This is a genomic window from Bacillus sp. FSL H8-0492, assembly GCF_038006145.1.
GTDB classification, from domain to species: domain Bacteria; phylum Bacillota; class Bacilli; order Bacillales; family Bacillaceae_G; genus Bacillus_A; species Bacillus_A mycoides.
Window position 1 is genome coordinate 3,266,940 of record NZ_JBBOUP010000001.1, and the last position, 17,408, is coordinate 3,284,347.

The 17,408-nt window shown below is 34.5% G+C and carries 17 protein-coding genes and 1 pseudogene; 5 read left to right on the plus strand and 13 right to left on the minus strand.

What is annotated here, in order from left to right; translation table 11 throughout:
- Positions 1–66: 66 nt before the first annotated feature.
- The 3 genes from MHH66_RS16845 to MHH66_RS16855 form a co-directional block, all read right to left on the minus strand.
- Entirely contained in the window at positions 67–1,284 is a 1,218-nt protein-coding gene (locus tag MHH66_RS16845) for a substrate-binding domain-containing protein (protein WP_044444543.1), read from the minus strand.
- A gap of 297 nt (positions 1,285–1,581) precedes the next feature.
- On the minus strand, positions 1,582–2,499 hold the full coding sequence (locus MHH66_RS16850; protein ID WP_170972649.1) for a CobW family GTP-binding protein: 918 nt from the start codon (positions 2,497–2,499) through the stop codon (positions 1,582–1,584).
- A 117-nt stretch (positions 2,500–2,616) separates the two neighbouring features.
- On the minus strand, positions 2,617–4,053 hold the full coding sequence (locus MHH66_RS16855; protein ID WP_002135727.1) for a flavin monoamine oxidase family protein: 1,437 nt from the start codon (positions 4,051–4,053) through the stop codon (positions 2,617–2,619).
- 200 nt (positions 4,054–4,253) lie between these two features.
- On the opposite strand from MHH66_RS16855, the gene MHH66_RS16860 reads away from it, so the two are divergent.
- Together MHH66_RS16860 and MHH66_RS16865 are read left to right on the plus strand one after the other, a co-directional pair.
- Positions 4,254–5,198, plus strand: coding sequence for an L-lactate dehydrogenase (locus MHH66_RS16860; RefSeq protein ID WP_002064875.1), 945 nt, complete (start codon positions 4,254–4,256; stop codon positions 5,196–5,198).
- Positions 5,199–5,309: 111 nt separating this feature from the next.
- Positions 5,310–5,594 (plus strand): YesK family protein, encoded by a 285-nt coding sequence (locus MHH66_RS16865; protein WP_063217791.1) that lies wholly within the window; start codon positions 5,310–5,312, stop codon positions 5,592–5,594.
- A gap of 46 nt (positions 5,595–5,640) precedes the next feature.
- Here the strand turns inward: MHH66_RS16865 and MHH66_RS16870 are convergent, their stop codons facing one another.
- The 3 genes from MHH66_RS16870 to MHH66_RS16880 form a co-directional block, all read right to left on the minus strand.
- Positions 5,641–6,660, minus strand: a complete 1,020-nt coding sequence (locus MHH66_RS16870) for an AI-2E family transporter (protein WP_002031308.1) — start codon at positions 6,658–6,660, stop codon at positions 5,641–5,643.
- A 159-nt stretch (positions 6,661–6,819) separates the two neighbouring features.
- Positions 6,820–8,430, minus strand: a complete 1,611-nt coding sequence (locus MHH66_RS16875; RefSeq protein WP_063217792.1) for an amidase family protein — start codon at positions 8,428–8,430, stop codon at positions 6,820–6,822.
- A 107-nt stretch (positions 8,431–8,537) separates the two neighbouring features.
- On the minus strand, positions 8,538–8,672 hold the full coding sequence (locus MHH66_RS16880; RefSeq protein WP_002012306.1) for a hypothetical protein: 135 nt from the start codon (positions 8,670–8,672) through the stop codon (positions 8,538–8,540).
- Positions 8,673–8,862: 190 nt separating this feature from the next.
- Here MHH66_RS16880 and MHH66_RS16885 point away from each other — a divergent pair, with 190 nt between their 5' ends.
- Entirely contained in the window at positions 8,863–9,282 is a 420-nt protein-coding gene (locus MHH66_RS16885) for a GNAT family N-acetyltransferase (RefSeq protein ID WP_002126872.1), read from the plus strand.
- 182 nt (positions 9,283–9,464) lie between these two features.
- On the opposite strand, the gene MHH66_RS16890 is transcribed toward MHH66_RS16885, so the two are convergent.
- The 4 genes from MHH66_RS16890 to MHH66_RS16905 all read right to left on the minus strand — a co-directional run bounded on the left by MHH66_RS16890 (position 9,465) and on the right by MHH66_RS16905 (position 12,315).
- Positions 9,465–10,067, minus strand: coding sequence for a nitroreductase family protein (locus MHH66_RS16890; RefSeq protein ID WP_002064868.1), 603 nt, complete (start codon positions 10,065–10,067; stop codon positions 9,465–9,467).
- A gap of 73 nt (positions 10,068–10,140) precedes the next feature.
- Positions 10,141–10,791: a DsbA family oxidoreductase gene (locus MHH66_RS16895; protein WP_063217793.1), complete on the minus strand. Its 651-nt coding sequence runs from the start codon at positions 10,789–10,791 to the stop codon at positions 10,141–10,143.
- A 103-nt stretch (positions 10,792–10,894) separates the two neighbouring features.
- Entirely contained in the window at positions 10,895–11,326 is a 432-nt protein-coding gene (locus tag MHH66_RS16900; RefSeq protein ID WP_063217794.1) for an Rrf2 family transcriptional regulator, read from the minus strand.
- Between the two features lie 119 nt (positions 11,327–11,445).
- Positions 11,446–12,315 carry a LysR family transcriptional regulator gene (locus MHH66_RS16905; protein WP_002012297.1) on the minus strand — a complete coding sequence of 290 codons (870 nt, stop codon included), beginning with the start codon at positions 12,313–12,315 and terminating at the stop codon, positions 11,446–11,448.
- A gap of 97 nt (positions 12,316–12,412) precedes the next feature.
- On the opposite strand from MHH66_RS16905, the gene MHH66_RS16910 reads away from it, so the two are divergent.
- Positions 12,413–13,318, plus strand: coding sequence for a DMT family transporter (locus tag MHH66_RS16910; protein WP_063217795.1), 906 nt, complete (start codon positions 12,413–12,415; stop codon positions 13,316–13,318).
- Positions 13,319–13,503: 185 nt separating this feature from the next.
- Complete coding sequence (locus tag MHH66_RS16915; protein ID WP_063217796.1) at positions 13,504–14,280, plus strand: alpha/beta fold hydrolase; 777 nt, start codon at positions 13,504–13,506, stop codon at positions 14,278–14,280.
- A gap of 119 nt (positions 14,281–14,399) precedes the next feature.
- On the opposite strand, the gene MHH66_RS16920 is transcribed toward MHH66_RS16915, so the two are convergent.
- The 3 genes and pseudogenes from MHH66_RS16920 to MHH66_RS16930 form a co-directional block, all read right to left on the minus strand.
- A complete protein-coding gene (locus tag MHH66_RS16920; protein WP_016094264.1) occupies positions 14,400–15,020 on the minus strand; it encodes a YcnI family copper-binding membrane protein in 621 nt (206 codons plus the stop codon).
- Positions 15,021–15,055: 35 nt separating this feature from the next.
- Positions 15,056–16,705: a copper resistance CopC/CopD family protein gene (locus MHH66_RS16925; RefSeq protein WP_078184726.1), complete on the minus strand. Its 1,650-nt coding sequence runs from the start codon at positions 16,703–16,705 to the stop codon at positions 15,056–15,058.
- Positions 16,706–17,010: 305 nt separating this feature from the next.
- Positions 17,011–17,206 (minus strand): annotated as a pseudogene (locus MHH66_RS16930) (glyoxalase); the annotation flags it as partial.
- Positions 17,207–17,408 lie beyond the last annotated feature (202 nt).

Sequence of the window (17,408 nt, forward strand, 5' to 3'; positions counted from 1 at the left end):
GTTTATGAAAGAAACAAGTATAAAGAGGGTATTCCCTCTTTATATAAAGACAACAGAAAATTCAGTCTATTTATTCTGAATTGATGGTTCTGTCTCTTTCATCGTTAATTCTCTCTCTAACACTGGTACTGGATAATCAACACCATCTTGCTTTTTCAGCGTTATAGAATATAGAGTTTGTAATGCTTGATGATCCTTCTCTCTAAATTTCATCTTTCCTTTCGGTGTCTCAAATTCCATCCCTTCCATTTTCTTAATAAGTGTATCTACATCTGTATCGCCCTTCGTTTTCTTTAAAGATTCGACGATAGAAATTGCCGCTGACATTCCTCCTGCTGTAAACAGATCTGGAACAGCACCATTAAAACGTTTTTTATGTTCTTCTACTAGCCAATCGTTCACCTTATTCTTTGGAAGTGAGTGATAATAAACAGAAAACCCTTGCATCCCTATTAGCGCATCCATCGTTTTTAATGCTGGTATATCAGGTGCACCAGTAGAAATTTTAATACCTTGCGCTTCCACATTCATATCTTTCAACTGTTTCCATGGTGAATTCGCACCTGCCCAAACGATAAATAAATAATCTGGTTTTGAGCTAATAATATTTTGAATATTTGCAGTGAAATCAGTTGAATTCGTATCCGCGTATTGCTCGTTTACAATATTCGCACCTAATTTCTTTGCTCCCGCTTTAAATGCTGCAATTCCTTCACGACCGAAAGCATTATCTGGAGCAAACGTCGCAATCTTTACATCTTTTTTAGCAATTGAGGCAGCCCCAGCAATCGCATCTTGCGAAGAGTTTCTACCTGTTCTAAAAATATATTTATTCCAGTTCTTCCCGGTAATACTATCAGCAACTGCTGGTTCTACAACCATAATCTTTTTATACTCTTCAGCTAGTGGTAAAACTGCTAATGTATCACTTGAACTAGATGATCCGACTAAAAAATCAACTTTCTCTTCTTCTAATAATTTCGTAGCTTTCTTAACCGCTACATCGGCTTTCGTTTCCGTATCTTCTACAACAAACTTAATCTTCTTCCCTTCCACTTTCCCAGTTCCACCAGTTGCATAATCTAACCCTAATTCAAACCCGTTCACTGTTTGTTTTCCATACGATTCTAATGGACCTGTTAACGAAGCAAGAACCCCTACCTTAATCGTTTTTTCATCTTCTGTACTTGTCTTCTTTCCCGAACAAGCTACTGTTACTAATAATGACCCTAAAACACAACCAGTAACCACCGTTCTTAGCCATTTACGTTTTTTCATCGACATTGTGATCCTCCCCATACTTTACTTTCTGATAGAATCAAACACGCCAAATTCCCCTGTCCGTAATCATGACTTTAAAATTGGTAATGGAAAACTCTTGTAGTAACCTCTACATTCGGCACAAATCTATAATCACCTTCCTATTAAATGGAAACGGACATACAATCAATATATATTCCGTTGTTCAAATGAAATTACTGTTTCATTACAGTAATCATCACGCAAAAAGCTGCAAATAATTAACTTAATTCATTAAGTCAATTATTTGCAGCTTACCTAAAAAATGATTAGAAAAACCGATTAATTATTTTCGACTTTCTCTAACCCCTCAACCAATTGCTTCTTATCTAATCCTTCTCCTATTACTACTAAGTTTGTCGGGAAACCGAAGTCTTGTTCCAGTAAAGTCGGTACCCCGAACGAATATTGGAATAGATGCGGGTATTTATCTCCATGGAATTTCACAAATCCTTTTACGCGATAAATACTATCTGGTAAATTCGAAAGCCATTCGTATAATTTATCTTGATCAATCGATTTCGTAAATTGATACGTCATCGTTTGTATATGTAAATGCTGTTTGACATGTAGTGTCTCATGTTCTCCATCTCTCACAAATTCAGCTTCTTCTATATCTTTTAAAGATATATTACAATACTTTGTTTCAAACAATTTCGCATGATTATTTATTGCTTTTACGTCTTCAAGTACTTTGTTCTTATCCGAATCTGTTAATAAATCTGATTTATTAATAAGAATATGACTTCCATATTTCATTTGCTCATGTAATAGCTGTTGTACATTTGCACTTAATATACTTCGGTTTAACCATCTTACTGCATCTAATACGACTACTATAGATTTCACTTCAAGGAAAGGAGCTAAAATTGGTGATACACATGCATCTAACACTTCAATTGGATGTGCGACACCTGTTGTTTCTATATAAATTACATCTGGTCTTTCTTGTTGATATAAAGAATGTAATTGAATTTCAAGCTCTTCTTTTAACGTACAACAAATACATCCTTTCAGAAGTTCCCTTAACACATTCTCTTTTCCAATAATATCTGTATCTACCGAGTATTCACCGATTTCATTCATCAAAACTGCAACTTTTCGATTTTTCTTCTTTTCTGCTAATAATAAATTTTGCAGTAATGTTGATTTTCCGCTACCTAAAAAACCACCTAATATATGAATTTCTACTTTACTCATTCGACCGACCATCCATTTCTCTACTTCAAATTTCTTCAAAGCGTAATTATTACGATTTATATTTATCATTTTATTAAAAGAATACCTATTTGTAAACAAAACTGCTAGATTATCGTTTCATTTTCCATTCACTTCATGAGCAACTCTAATTCCAGACTCTATTGCTCCTTGCATCCATCCATGTGTTAATGTCGTATGTTCTCCTGCAAAGTGCACTCTACCCGCTGGCGGCGTAATATATGGAAACAATTCAAGCTCTTGCCCTGGTTCAAAAGCTGTAAATGCTCCACAAGAATACGGATTTTGACTCCAGCTAAAAGATTCTCCCGCAACATACTCACTATAAACCACATTTCCATATATTTGCGCTAAATTTTTCAACGCATAACGAATACGTTCTCTATTCGAGAGACTATCCCACGTTAACGCCTCATCTGCCCACGTATAACTCACTAAAACGATAGCCGCCCCTGGTGTATGAATGCCGTAGCTCGGATAATATGTAAAGCGGATAGGTAAATCTGTAATTGACTTACCGCCATATTGTCCTGCTCTTTCCCAAAATCTACTTTTAAACTCTATCGCAATTTTAGTTGAAGCAATATAATTTAATTCACGAATTGCCCGCCTTTTATAATAAGAGAATAAATGATATGGCTGAACTTCTACAAATCGCAAAGCTGAAAATGGAATTGTGACAATAGCGATATCACCCGTTACTATAAATTGCTCTAACGTATGTTCATGGGTTACTTGCAACATTACTTTATTATCTTCCTGTATAATTTTTTCTACTTTATATGACATAAAAATATTATCCTTTAGTTCTGGTAAAAATGAATTTGGTAATTTATCCATCCCGCCCGTTATCTCATAATATTTCGTCGTCGAAGTGAAAAAGATCATTTCGCGTAATACTTCAATTAAAGACATTCCCATGTATGCTTCCATATCAAGAAGTACTCCGATCATATCTATTGCTCCATCTGAATAATACTCAGTTAAAAATGAAGCGAGCGAATATGTTTTATACTTTTTTTCAACAATAATCCAGTTTTTATCAGGATCTTTCTTAATATAATTAAGTATCGGTTCCAATACCTCTAACATTAACCCTTCTGCCGTTTTCCCTCTTTCTTTATCTAAAACTGGATATCCAAGTACACTTGGATCCTTTTCAAACACATCCAATCTCGTTCTTTTGTTATTCGTATAAATTATATCTGAAGAAGTTTTATTAATAAAAAGGTTTAACGGTAGTTTAAATTTACGAATGTAGGCTAAAGTTAAATCATGAGTATCCGGAATACGCATAGGACCTGCGTTAAAATATAATCCTGCACTAAATGGTTCACGAATCGTATACACCCTGCCACCTATTCTCTTATTTGCTTCTATAATCGTTACCTCATGCCCAGCCTCTTTTAATAAAGATGCTGCAACTAATCCAGATATCCCTGCACCGGCAACTGTAATCCGTTTGGGGTTATTCGTTTTGGCAAGCCCTTCATGAACAATTTGAAGCATTTGTTCCATCGATAATGGATTCCCCATGCCAATTCCCCTTTTACGAAGGATTTTACTGAATTATATTCGTTTAACAGGATTCCTATGTTTCATTCAAGTAATTGAGTGGATACATTTTCAATCACTTGAATATCTTTTATAAAATGTAATAAAATAGATATGAAACTATAGAAGTAAGACGTATTATCTTACATAATAAAATTTATGAAATAGCGAGGAATTTTGAAATGAAAAAAGGTATTAACCGTGTTGTATTAGTAGGAACAGGAGCAGTTGGATGTAGTTATGCTTACTGTATGATTAACCAAGCTGTAGCTGAAGAATTTGTTTTAGTTGATGTAAATGAAGCAAAAGCTGAAGGAGAAGCAATGGACTTAAGCCATGCCGTTCCTTTCGCACCAGCTCCAACAAAGGTTTGGAAAGGTAGTTATGAAGATTGTAAAGACGCAGATCTTGTTGTAATTACAGCTGGATTACCACAAAAGCCAGGTGAAACACGTTTAGATTTAGTTGAGAAAAATGCTAAAATTTTCAAGCAAATTGTTCGTAGCATTATGGATAGCGGCTTTGACGGTATCTTCTTAATCGCAACAAACCCTGTAGATATTTTAACTTACGTAACTTGGAAAGAATCTGGATTACCGAAAGAACGCGTAATCGGTTCTGGTACAACTCTTGATTCTGCTCGTTTCCGCTATATGTTAGGTGAGTACTTCGATATTGGACCTCATAACATTCACGCTTATATTATCGGAGAGCACGGTGATACAGAACTTCCTGTTTGGAGTCACGTATCAATTGGTATTCAAAAACTACAAACGCTTCTTGAAAAAGACAACACATATAACCAAAAAGATTTAGATGATATTTTCATAAACGTGCGTGATGCAGCTTACCATATTATTGAACGAAAAGGTGCTACATACTACGGTATCGGCATGTCACTTTTACGTGTCACGAAAGCAATCTTAAACAACGAAAACAGCGTATTAACTGTATCAGCATACCTTGAAGGTCAATACGGCCAACAAGATGTTTATATTGGCGTACCTGCTGTTTTAAACCGCGGCGGTGTTCGTGAAATTTTAGAAGTTGAACTAAGTGAAGAGGAAGAATTAAAATTCGATCACTCTGTTCAAGTATTGAAAGAAACAATGGCTCCTGTTCTTTAATCATATTTTCAATCAAAAAAGCAATCCGATTTATATTGGATTGCTTTTTTATATTTTTATAGTTCCCCCTCAATTTAAACTGTAATATTATCTATAAAAAGGAGTGATTTCATGAATGATTCTTGGACGATTGCAATCCTCTTGCTAGCTGTAGCATCCTTAATACTTTTCCTCTTCTTAATCATCAGAACGCTATTTCCAACTACAAAATATGATAAGAATCTCGGATTGATTCTAATTATTTTAAGCTTGTTAGCAATACCGATAAGTATCTTCCTTATAGGAGGATGGGCAGGTATGGGAGTTGGTGTAATCGCAGTCTTTATTTTTGCTGCTGTTATTATAGCGTTAATTGCAAATACCTTTATTAAACTACCTCCTCCAAAGAAAAAATAATAAATGACCGATGTTTTCATCAAGAGAAAACATCGGTCATTTTCTATCACTTATTATCTTTAATCGGTTCATCATTATTTACATCAAGTACATCTAATAAAAAGATAAAGATTGGAATCCCAATAATAAGCCCCCATATTCCGAGGAAATGCTCTGAAAAGATAAGAATCATAAATGTATAAAAAACAGGTAAATTCGTTTTTGCAGACATAAATTTTGGATTTAATAAATAACTTTCAAGAGCGTGGATTACTGTAATGAACACTAGTATGTAAACAACATACACAACCCCGCCGACGTTATAGGCAATGATACAAAGTGGAAACAAGGAAATAATAACACCAGCAACCGGAATCAAACCGAGTAGAAAGACCATGACAGCCAATACAAGAAGCTGTGGAAATCCTAAAATGACAAGTGCAATTACAGTGAGTACACAATTTACAACCGCAATTAGAAACTGTGCTTCAATCACTTTTCCGAACGATCTTGCAAACCTTTCACCGAAATATGCAATCTCCTCATAAAAAATTTTCAGCTTACTATCTTTAAATTTCGAAGTAAATGCTATAATGCGTTCTTTTTCTAATAGGAAAAATAAGCTTAAAATAAGAGAAAGTAGTATTTGTAAACTGACTTTTCCTATGTTTGCTATCGATTGATAAATGACATCTACACCTTGTTCGATATATTTTGATACTTCCATTCCATTAATTGTCGAAAGTGCATATTTAATTATCTCGTTATCAGGTGGGTTTTGAAAAAACAATTTAAATTGATAAATTAATTGTGAAATTTGTATCGTTAGTACAGGCAAATATTTATATAGTGTAGTTACAATAAACGTCACTAACACAATATATAAACCAGCAATAACCACTTTCCTATTTACTTTCAATTTTTTTGAAATAAACTTTTGAAATCGATCCATCAAAAACGTGAGAATAAACGTAATTAATATTAAATTAATCATACTTTTTAATCCATATAATACAAGCACTAATATTATTAAAACGAGAAACCGTTGAAACCCTCTACTTCGAAAGAAATTTTTCACTTCATTCATTAAAAATTAACCTCTCCCTTCAATGGATGGAAATCGGATATATTACATTTTATGAACTTCTATAGACAATCTTTCTTACTAATTGGAAAGAATCCTTTTTTTCTTTTTTATTGTCGGATTTTTTTATCTAATACTTTTCTAAAAACTACTTTATCAACTCTATATTTTAGGAGATCTTCTATTTTTAGATTGCTGTTCATACGCATATCCAATATTAAAAAGTTCTTTTTCACCAAACTGTTTCCCAACAAACACTACGCCTACCGGCTGCCCATCAGAATCATACCCTGCCGGCACTGCTAATTCTGGATAACCCGCCACAGCTGATAGAAGAACTTCATCGTTATTAATCATCACAAGAGCATCCAAACCTTTTTCTACTAAATACCTATCTAGCTCTTTTCTTGCATTTTCTTGACTCGTTTGAACTACTTTTTCAAACTCACCTTTCGTTATAGCAGATTTTTCAGAGCCCTCAATTAATGTTTGTCCATATTTCATTCGTCTTTTACTATCTTTTTTATTAAACGCTATAATCTCTTCTAACGATTTTACAGGCACATTTTTTTGCTTCGAAAGATAGTCGTTAACATTATGCTTGAACTCATATTCTAATGTTTGCAGATTATCTACACCCTCGCTGTTTAACTGAATATCATCAGTCAATATCGCACCTGCATCTTGAATGTCTTTTCTAATCTTTTCTGCTACTGCTTTTCTATTTTCATCTTGTTGATCTACAGAAAAAAGAATCCCTATCTTTTTCCCTTTTAATCCATCTATCGATAAATCATTCGTATAATTTATTCTATCTCTATCTTTCATTTTTTCTGTCATAGCATCTTTTTCATCATAACTTACCATTGTATTAAATAACGTTGCCGCGTCTTTTACCGTTCTTGCCATAGGCCCTGCAGTATCAAGCGTTTCAGCTAACGGAATAATTCCAGTTCTACTAATCATACCTAAAGATGGACGTAATCCAACTACTGATTGCTGAGATGCTGGTGCTACAATTGATCCAGTCGTTTCTGTGCCAATCGCAAGCGGTGCAAAATCTGCTGCAACTACTGTAGCAGATCCAGAACTTGATCCCGATGTATCAAACGTAATCGGACCGTATGGATTTAAATTTTGTCCTTTCTTCCCACTATATCCACTTGGCATTGTAAAAGATAAATAATTTGCCCATTCAGACATATTCGCTTTTCCTAAAACAAAAGCACCTTCTTCTTTCAACTTCTTCACGATCGTCGCATCTTCATCTGCAATCCAATCTTTTAATACATAAGTTCCTGCGCTTGTCGGCATCACTTTTTCCGTTTGTATATTATCTTTTACAATGACAGGAATGCCATATAAGTTCGATTTCTTATTTAACGCTCTCTCTTTATCTAACTTTCGTGCTACTTCCATCGCATCAGGATTAATCTCTGTAACAGCATTTAATGATATTCCACTTTGGTCGTGTTCTTGTATTCTAAAAAGATAAATACTCGTCAATTCTTCATATGACAACTTTCCATCATCGACCATTTTTTGAAGCTCATCCACAGTCGCATTTACAACTTCTTTTTCTTTTATCTTTATATTATCTATGTCGATCCCTTTAAGCTGATTATGTATCGGTTTTAACACTCTGTCTTTATCATATACAATACGCTCAGGTTCCTTTGAAAAATAATTTTTATACACGTAATATCCTCCGGCACACGCCAATAGAACAATACCTCCGGCGATAGACAACGTTATCTTTACCCATTTTTTCATGTTGCTTCCTCCACTCTAAAAGTTGCTCATTTATATAAAAAAGAGAGTTACCTTTTACTTAACTCTCTCCAATCAAAATGCTAAATGAAAAAATGAAAGATTTCAATCTAATTACTTTTTTTTTGCATTTGCTTTGCTAACAATTCCTTCACCTGATTATATGTTAATCCTGAATTTTTATTTAAACGTTTCACTTCATCAACATCAGTACCTACCACTGTATATTTTTTCTCATCATTCATTTTTCTACTTCCTTTCTCACCGGATTATTTCTTATATTTCTTCCCTAAACTCTTATAAATTAACACAAATACAAATAAGGAAACTACACTAAATTCAATAACTAAAAGGAGTTCTGTTGCGTAAGAGGAATAGATAGAAAAATGTCGAATTTATTATACTTGTTGAATTTGAGAACTTGGAGGATACATTTTGAAAAAATATGAGTTTAAAAATAACATTCCAACATTGGAAGAGTACAAATATTTGTGCGAGTCTGTGGGATGGACTAATTATATGAATTTTGAAGTGGTGGAAACATCACTGAAGAATTCTGTTCACTGCATCACAGTCAAGGATAATGAACAAATTGTGGGTATGGGGAGAATTGTTGGTGATGGGGCTATCTATTTCTATATTCAAGATATAGTAGTCCATCCAGATTATCAGAAAAATGGAATCGGGAAAGAAATCATGCATATTTTGGTTGAATACTTAAATCAGAATGCCCCTGATAAGGCATTTGTCGGTTTGTTTGCATCACAAGGTAAAGAATCGTTCTATGAAAAATATGATTTTAAAGATTACTCACCAAACATGACGGGGATGTTTACTGTCATTTCAAAAAAATAAACATAATAGATTATTGATTGTAAGGAAAGACATCGATTCATATGGTGGAAATTGTTCTTGCAGTAACATTCTCCACAATCGAGTTTAAACATTACATAGGAAAGGACAGTACATATATGACTAATATGTACTGTCCTTTCATTTATCTAACCTTTTTTAATTTTGATTTTGAATTGTATTTTTTAATAAAATTTCACTACATCTTCAGTAGGTAAGAATGTTCTTTCTCCTGGCTGTTCATTTGGTTCGCCAAATGGCATTTGTCCTACTAAGCTCCACTCTGCTGGAATGTTCCAAGTTGCTTTCACTTCAGCATCTACAATTGGATTGTAATGTTGTAAGGACGCTCCAATTCCTTCAGCCGATAATAGCATCCATACAGTATGTTGTAGCATTGCATTTCCTTGATGAGACCAGAATGGGAACTGATCTTTATATAATGGTGCATTTTCTTGCATTTTTTCTACTGTTGCTTGATCTTCAAAGAATAGTACTGTTCCTACACCTGCATGGAAGCCTTTTAGTCTTTCTACAGTCGCTTCAAAGTTTTCTGCTGGTACGCGTGATCTAAGCGTTTCTTTTACGATATCCCAAAACTTTTCATGCTCTCCATCCATTAATACGACCATACGGCCACTTTGCATATTGAAAGATGTTGGTGCATGTAAAGCTGTTTTTAAAACTTCTTCAATTCTTTCTTTCGTAATTGCATCGCTTTTTGTTACTTTACGAATTGAACGACGGTTCACGATTGCTTCTTTTAAGTTTGTTGTAGTTGCTGACATTTTAATTCCTCCAAATATATGTTTTATTATTTTTATTTAAACAAATCAACTTGATTCTTTCATGCAAAACGAATTAGCAATATCCATCCGTCTTACATTGCATACCTTCAAATGAATTTGTTTTATCCTTTTCGATTTCTTTATCAATTACTCTTTCTAGCGTTTCTTTACTAGCAAGCCCTTGAATGACTTCATCACCAATCATGACAGTTGGTACCGCCATAATATTCGCTTCATCATATGCATGCTGAATTGCTTCTTGATGTTTTTCTTTATATTTTCGAGTTACTAAAGCATCTTTAAATTCAGCTTCAGGAAGCCCTACTTCTACCGCTAATTTCGTTAATACATCAATATCTTCAATGTTTTGCTCTTCTTGGAAAAACGCAGTAAATACGCGGTGATGATACTCATTTCCAAGTCCACGCTCTTTCGCGAATTGGCACCCTTCAAAAGCTAAATGTGTATATGGATGCGGAGAAACGCGGGGCAGACGCATTTCAACCCCTAATTTTTTTGCAGTAGGAAGAATGAAAGCATCCCATGAACCTAACTTATCTGGCTCGTTCCAAGGATCTATTTTAGAATATGGACTTGGACGCAATTCAAATGGCATCCATTCGATTTCTACATCTTTCTCTTTCGCTACTTCATCTAATGGACCTTTTGCTAAAAAGCAAAACGGGCATATAAAATCTGAGTATACTTTCATTTTCACAGTCATATTATTTGCACCTTACCTTCTTTTTATTTTTAGATGTAACCAAAATAGTTACAATTTCAAGAAAAAAATATGCATTCTCTTTTAGAGACTTGCAATTATCATATTATGCATTCATTTTTTGTTGTAAAGATTCAAATAACTGCCCCATCGTAATATTTCTCAACACTTCTTCCATCGCAGATTGCGCCTGAACTAAAATAACCTCTAAAACAGCTTGAATATTCGCCCCAATTGGACAGTCTGGATTCGGTTTTTCATGAATGTGAAATAGTTTATCTTCTTCCACTACATTCACTGCATGATACACATCTAATAATGTGATTTCATGTAAATCCTTTAATAATCCCGCGCCACCTGGTCCGCGATTTACGTAAACAAATCCAGATTGTTTCAAGTAAGACGTTATTTTTCGAATTACTACCGGATTTGTATTTACACTTTCGGCCATATAGTCCGAAGTACAAACTGAAGATGGATTGTTTTTCAAAATAGATAAAATATGAACAGCTATAGAAAAGCGGCTACTAATTTTCATTGTGATTACCACCTCGATGTAATCATTATAGTTACAACGGGAATATAAGTCAATCCTTTTTACAAATTTTTTAAAGCAAATAAAAAAGTGCCCCATTACAATATATGAGACACCTCTTCTTATTCTGCAAACAAGTCTTGAAATTCTTCAATAAATAGCTGCACAGCGATTGAAGAATCCTTTAATGAAGGAACAGCTAAAGCAATTTCTCTCCATACTTGTGGTTCCAATTCTCTCGTTTGTATATTCTTTGGTAAACTCGTTAAAGATAACTCAGCCAAAATTGCGATTCCTAATCCTTCTTGAATCATATTTAAAGCTGTTGTAACTGTGGAAATTATATATTCAGCCCGAAGTGGTACGTTCGCTTGTTTAAACATATCGATAATGGGTGGTTCGTACCCACCCTTACATAATATGATCGGTTCATTCTCTAAATCACCTATTGTAATAGAATCGTTCTTACAAAGAGGATGATCCTCTCTTAAGACAACAACCATTTTTCCCTTCGTTAAGGGCACGATCTCCATATCTTTATTAGGCAAAATAACAATTCCTATATCAACAACCCTCGATACTAACCAATCTTCAACTTCTTTAATCGTGCCTTCACAAAGAACGACTTCTAAGTTCGGATACTTCTCCTTAAAAAGATTTATCATTTTGGGTAAGAAATGTGCAGAAGCACTCGGAAAACTCCCAATTCGAATCGTCCCAACTTCGTGCCCTTTCTCCATCGCTACTTCTTGTTCAATCTTCTCAACGCCGTTTAAGATTTCTCTAATATGTACAAGAATTCTATTTCCAACATCCGTAACGATTAGCCCTTTTCGTTTATCGCGTATAAGAATGGTAACTCCTAACTCTGACTCAATGCTTGAAATCGCATGACTTACAGCTGGCTGTGTCATATTTAACATCCCGGCAGCCTTCGTAAAACTCCCTAATTCAACCGTTTTAATTAAAACTTGAAGTTGTGTAATGGTCATAACTAATCACTTATACTCCTTATAAAAAAGATTCATTTTATTTATCATAGTCGATATCATATCATAGTGAAATGGAATACAACAAGGAGGGATTACAGTGACACAGCTTTCTCGAACTAAGACTGCCATAATCCTTACATTTCTCGTTATTATGTGGGGAATTAATTGGCCGTTATCAAAATTCGCTCTGCATTACACACCACCCGTACTCTTTGCAGGGATTAGAACATTAATAGGAGGATTTATCTTACTTACTTTCGCATTACCGAAATACAAACAATTAAATTTAAAGGCAACTTGGCATTTATACTTTATTTCATCTTTACTCAATATTATTTTGTTTTACGGACTACAAACTGTCGGACTTCAGTATATGCCCGCCGGACTCTTCTCCGCAATCGTATTTCTCCAACCTGTCTTACTCGGCATTTTCTCATGGATTTGGCTTGAAGAATCTATGTACGGCTTGAAAATTTTCGGACTTATTCTTGGATTTATTGGTGTTGGGGTTATTAGCTCTAGTAGTTTAACTGGACATATTTCTATTATCGGTGTACTACTTGCTTTAGGGTGCGCTATCGGCTGGGCACTCGGCACAGTATTTATTAAGAAAACTGGACACCGCGTTAATGCCATTTGGATGGTAACACTTCAGCTTATTATTGGCGGACTTTGCTTAATCGGATTTGGTTCAGAATTTGAGAGCTGGTCTAACATCGCTTGGAGTATACCATTTGTAAGTGTACTACTATTCATCTCGTTCTTTGTTATTGCAATGGGATGGCTCGCTTACTTTACACTTGTAGGAGCTGGTGAGGCAAGTAAAGTTGGGGCTTATACGTTCCTTATCCCACTGATCGCTATTATTGTAAGCTCTATTTTCTTACATGAGGCCATTACAATTAGCTTATTCATCGGACTTTTATTTATTATCGTAAGTATTTGTTTTGTAAATATAAAGCCGAAAACACTTGCTATAAGGCAGCAAGTTGAAGTGAAATAAATAGATATGAGAAAGAGTCTACCACTTGTAGGCTCTTTCTTTTTTACCATTTTATGAGTACAGTCACTTAACATCTTAGCAAAAGGAAAATTTTTCTTTTTTATTGTATGATGATAATTAAGTAGAAAATATTATCTCTAATACATATGGATGGACTAACAATTCTAATCATAAGGGGGAATTATATGGTTTTACAGTATAAAGAATTTGGAGATTCAAGCTCTCCACTTATGGTTTTTATTCATGGGGGCGGAGTCAGTGGATGGATGTGGGACAAACAAATTAAACATTTCACTAACTTTCACTGCCTTGTTCCTGATTTACCCGAGCAAGGGGAAAATAGTAGTAAGGATCATTTTTCAATACACTTTAGTGCTGAAAAAATCATTGAATTAGTTGAAGAAAAAGGAAAAGGTAAAACTGTTATAGTAATCGGTTTTTCGTTAGGTGCTCAAGTATTAATTGCAATGCTCAGCATGAAACCAAACTTAATTCAATACGCTATGATAAATAGCGCATTAGTTAAACCAATTCCTTTCGCTAAAACATTAATAAGATCCCTTGGCTTAACCTACCCACTTATAAAGAGTAAGACGTTTTCCAAAATACAAGCAAAATCAATGTACATAGATGAAATACAATTTGATAACTATTATCATGACAGTTGTCAAATAAGTAAAAATACATTTGTGAGGATATTAGAAGAAAATATGTCGTTTACAATACCAAAAAGCTTCGAGAATGCTAGTAGCAATATATTAGTGACTGTTGGAGAACAGGAAAAAAGAATCATGAAAGACTCGATGACTGAAATCCTTGAAGGCAATCCTAATTGCACAGGTATTATTATTCCTAAAGTCGGTCATGGAATCTCTTTAGCGAATCCCCAACTATTTAATACTTTAATTGAAAACTGGCTTAAGCACGATAACCTACCAGAAGAAGTAATGACAGTCAATTGAGTTCCTTATCTTAATAAACCATGTTGTATTTGTAGCTCTAATCCCCCCTTGAAGCTGCTTAATCTCAAAATTTTATTAACAAAGGTCTCATTACTTTCAATGAGACCTTTCAATGTTCCCTACTTTTTACGACGTACTACAAAAATACACGTACCCACCGAAGATACAATCGCTAAAATAGATAAGACAATTGCTATTGTTTGCATATTACTTGTGCCTTCATTTTTTTCCACACTAGATACTTCACCATGTTCTCCTGTTAATGATGTACCTTTTGCAATCGTAGTAAGTGAATGGGGCTTCTCAGCTTTCTCATCGCCTGTCCATTCAACAATTTCTCCATCTTTATATTGTTGATATGCATTCCAAGCTATTTGTTGCTCTTTATCTGGATTTTTAGCAACGAAAGTAAATCGTTGGAACTGACCAGGTAAAATCCCTTCTCCTGTTGCTTCCCATATTACAGTTTTAACTTTTCCAGCTGCATCTTTTTGTTCTTCCACTTTCCACCCTGGCACTGGCTCGTACTGTTGAAACTCGACTCCAGACGGTATTTTCAGTGTGACTTTTGTTGTTGCCATATTCTTTTCAACAGGTACCTTTATTGTATAAGTCTCCCAAGAGCTAACGTCAGACGTTGCTGGTTTTACAGTCACATGAGCACTAACAGGTAACGAAAAAATTCCCATTGCAATTATTGTTGCGATCATTGTTGTTCCTAATTTTTTTATACGTTTCATTTTGTATAAACTCCTTTTCATTTATAACGTCTTTTTTATCTGCCACCTACAATAAATTTATAATCCGTATCGAAACTATCAAGAGATTTTGTTAATCCGTGAACTTGTATATTCCAGTTTCCTGTCATGTTAATATACATACCTTCCGCTTCATATTCTCCCGGTGACACTGCCGAAACTTTAAATGAACCTTTGCCCATATTCATATCTAAAGATTGAGTCGTCAATACAATTTGTTCCATATCAGTAACAGGCTGTCCATTCTCATCCTTCAAAGTAATATGAAATGTATTCTGTCCTACCTTATTAGGACTTACATGTAAAGTAAGTTCATATCCATTATCTAATTGTTTACTCTCTGTAAAAGGTCCCGTAGGAGGCATCGGCGGCGTTTGTACATTTGTCATAAAAGCTACGATTACGAAAACGATAATTCCAATGATAAACTCTACTTTCACCGTAGCTCCTAACCTTTGCTGCGCTCGCATTCTCCCTTTCACATAATGAATAATTCCCAATATCCCCATACACACGAATAAAAGTATCTTTGCTAATAAGGCCAATCCATACTTCGTATCAAATAGGGAATGGATCGTGGGAATAAAAAATGTACTGTTAAAAAGACCCGTTAATAAAATCACAATGACAGCACCTGTTGCCCATGGCGAAAAACGCTTAATCGCATCCCAATACATAGTCCACTTGTCATCCTCTTTACGTAACAGAAGAACAATCGATGATAGCCCCCCCATCCATAACGAAGCTGCGAATAAATGCAGAAAGTCCATAACGACAGCAATTTCTTTAAACTTTAATCCATATGCATGACTATTGAAGGCTTTCATAACAAGTAACCCAATAAATAATACAATTGGAATGCTCCATACTTTAAACGACGAAAGCCTCTCACTCTTCACTGCAAAATATGTAACAATCATAAGCGTACTAATAAGAGCCATTTGAGTGATCCATACATACCCAAAAACAGATAGCTGTAATGTTTCTTTTAATAATAAAGGATCGAATGCTTCTAGCCATGAAACATCAGCATTTATTTTCGCTTGCAACGGTAAATTGAAAAGCAAACTAATGAATATCCCAAATAATGATATCCATATTATTCTCTTACTCCTTGATTGAACTGGGGTTGCATTCCCTTTATACATAATAAGATTAAAGAATAGAACTCCTAAAAATAGTGAGAAACTTGTATATAGAACCCCACGTTCCATGATCATATCGATTTGCGGAACATAGCCCATCTCTTCTACTTGTATATCGTCTGTTCCCGCTTCTGCTAATCCAATCCGGAATGGAATAACTCCTTGAATCGGATGCCCGTCAGCTGAAATAGCTTTCCACTGAATAGAGTAAAGACCATTTTTGAGATTCTCTTTTAACCCAGCTTCTAATAATTTTTTGTTTTTCGTATCAATATGAGCATCTTTTAAATCTACTCTTTGACCTGAGGTATCTCTTACGAACAATGTATTAAAACTTGAAACTTGTATGTCCTCATCGAATTCAATTTTCACAATAGATGGTGCTTTCTTCAACGTTTCATTTTCAGTAGGATTTGATTTCACAACGTACGCATGAGCGGATGTGCTTTTTGGTATGAATATAATAAACACGCACGCAATTAATAGCCATGCCCCTAACCTTCGTATTACTTTCACAATCATTTCACTTCTTTCTTCTTTCTCGCTACACTTTCATTACTTTATACTTCCTAGTTTGATTCCCTGACGAAATATTAACCTGATTAAGTATTTTTTTATACAACCTGACGCTTTCTTTCTCCCCACCTTTAAACTTCTAATATAATAGCAGCTACTTTAATTAAAACAACTTACATTTTTAAAGTCGATTGTTATTATATCATAAAATATATTTATGTAAGTTTCCTAAGAAGAAAAGTTCTCGTGAATCATTTGTGAAAAAAATGTGAAATACATAAATAAAAAGGTGTTACGTTATTACGTAACACCTTTTTATTTATAAATCGTGCCATTGGAGAAGGTATATTATTCGTTGATGTAAGTAATTCAATTCTATCACCATCCACTTCAAGAATGACTACTTCTCCTTCCACACCTAGCACCTCACTTACGTAACGCTCTATTACTGTTCCTTACCAAACCTTTTCGTAAAAACGTATAACTATCTAGATCATGAACTACGATACCGCTATCCTAAACAAAATGAAACACTTCTTTAAGTCTCTCCATGATAGAGAACTCCCTTTATATCGCCACTTCTATATCATCGTTTTAATTATAATTAAAAGCTAACCTTTTCTATACAATATATCCTTTTATTTTTTATAGATATTTAAAGAATGCATTTATATGAAACAGCTATTCCTAAAGTATCATATTAGGAATA

Coding starts and splice junctions, on each gene's coding strand:
- MHH66_RS16920 (WP_016094264.1), bottom strand. CDS start 15,020: ATGAAACGTATAAAAAAATTAGGAACAACAATGATCGCAACAATAATT.
- MHH66_RS16915 (WP_063217796.1), top strand. CDS start 13,504: ATGGTTTTACAGTATAAAGAATTTGGAGATTCAAGCTCTCCACTTATG.
- MHH66_RS16875 (WP_063217792.1), bottom strand. CDS start 8,430: ATGAAAAAATGGGTAAAGATAACGTTGTCTATCGCCGGAGGTATTGTT.
- MHH66_RS16905 (WP_002012297.1), bottom strand. CDS start 12,315: ATGACCATTACACAACTTCAAGTTTTAATTAAAACGGTTGAATTAGGG.
- MHH66_RS16860 (WP_002064875.1), top strand. CDS start 4,254: ATGAAAAAAGGTATTAACCGTGTTGTATTAGTAGGAACAGGAGCAGTT.
- MHH66_RS16900 (WP_063217794.1), bottom strand. CDS start 11,326: ATGAAAATTAGTAGCCGCTTTTCTATAGCTGTTCATATTTTATCTATT.
- MHH66_RS16870 (WP_002031308.1), bottom strand. CDS start 6,660: ATGAATGAAGTGAAAAATTTCTTTCGAAGTAGAGGGTTTCAACGGTTT.
- MHH66_RS16895 (WP_063217793.1), bottom strand. CDS start 10,791: ATGACTGTGAAAATGAAAGTATACTCAGATTTTATATGCCCGTTTTGC.
- MHH66_RS16880 (WP_002012306.1), bottom strand. CDS start 8,672: ATGAATGATGAGAAAAAATATACAGTGGTAGGTACTGATGTTGATGAA.
- MHH66_RS16925 (WP_078184726.1), bottom strand. CDS start 16,705: ATGATTGTGAAAGTAATACGAAGGTTAGGGGCATGGCTATTAATTGCG.
- MHH66_RS16855 (WP_002135727.1), bottom strand. CDS start 4,053: ATGGGGAATCCATTATCGATGGAACAAATGCTTCAAATTGTTCATGAA.
- MHH66_RS16865 (WP_063217791.1), top strand. CDS start 5,310: ATGAATGATTCTTGGACGATTGCAATCCTCTTGCTAGCTGTAGCATCC.
- MHH66_RS16850 (WP_170972649.1), bottom strand. CDS start 2,499: ATGAGTAAAGTAGAAATTCATATATTAGGTGGTTTTTTAGGTAGCGGA.
- MHH66_RS16845 (WP_044444543.1), bottom strand. CDS start 1,284: ATGTCGATGAAAAAACGTAAATGGCTAAGAACGGTGGTTACTGGTTGT.
- MHH66_RS16890 (WP_002064868.1), bottom strand. CDS start 10,067: ATGTCAGCAACTACAACAAACTTAAAAGAAGCAATCGTGAACCGTCGT.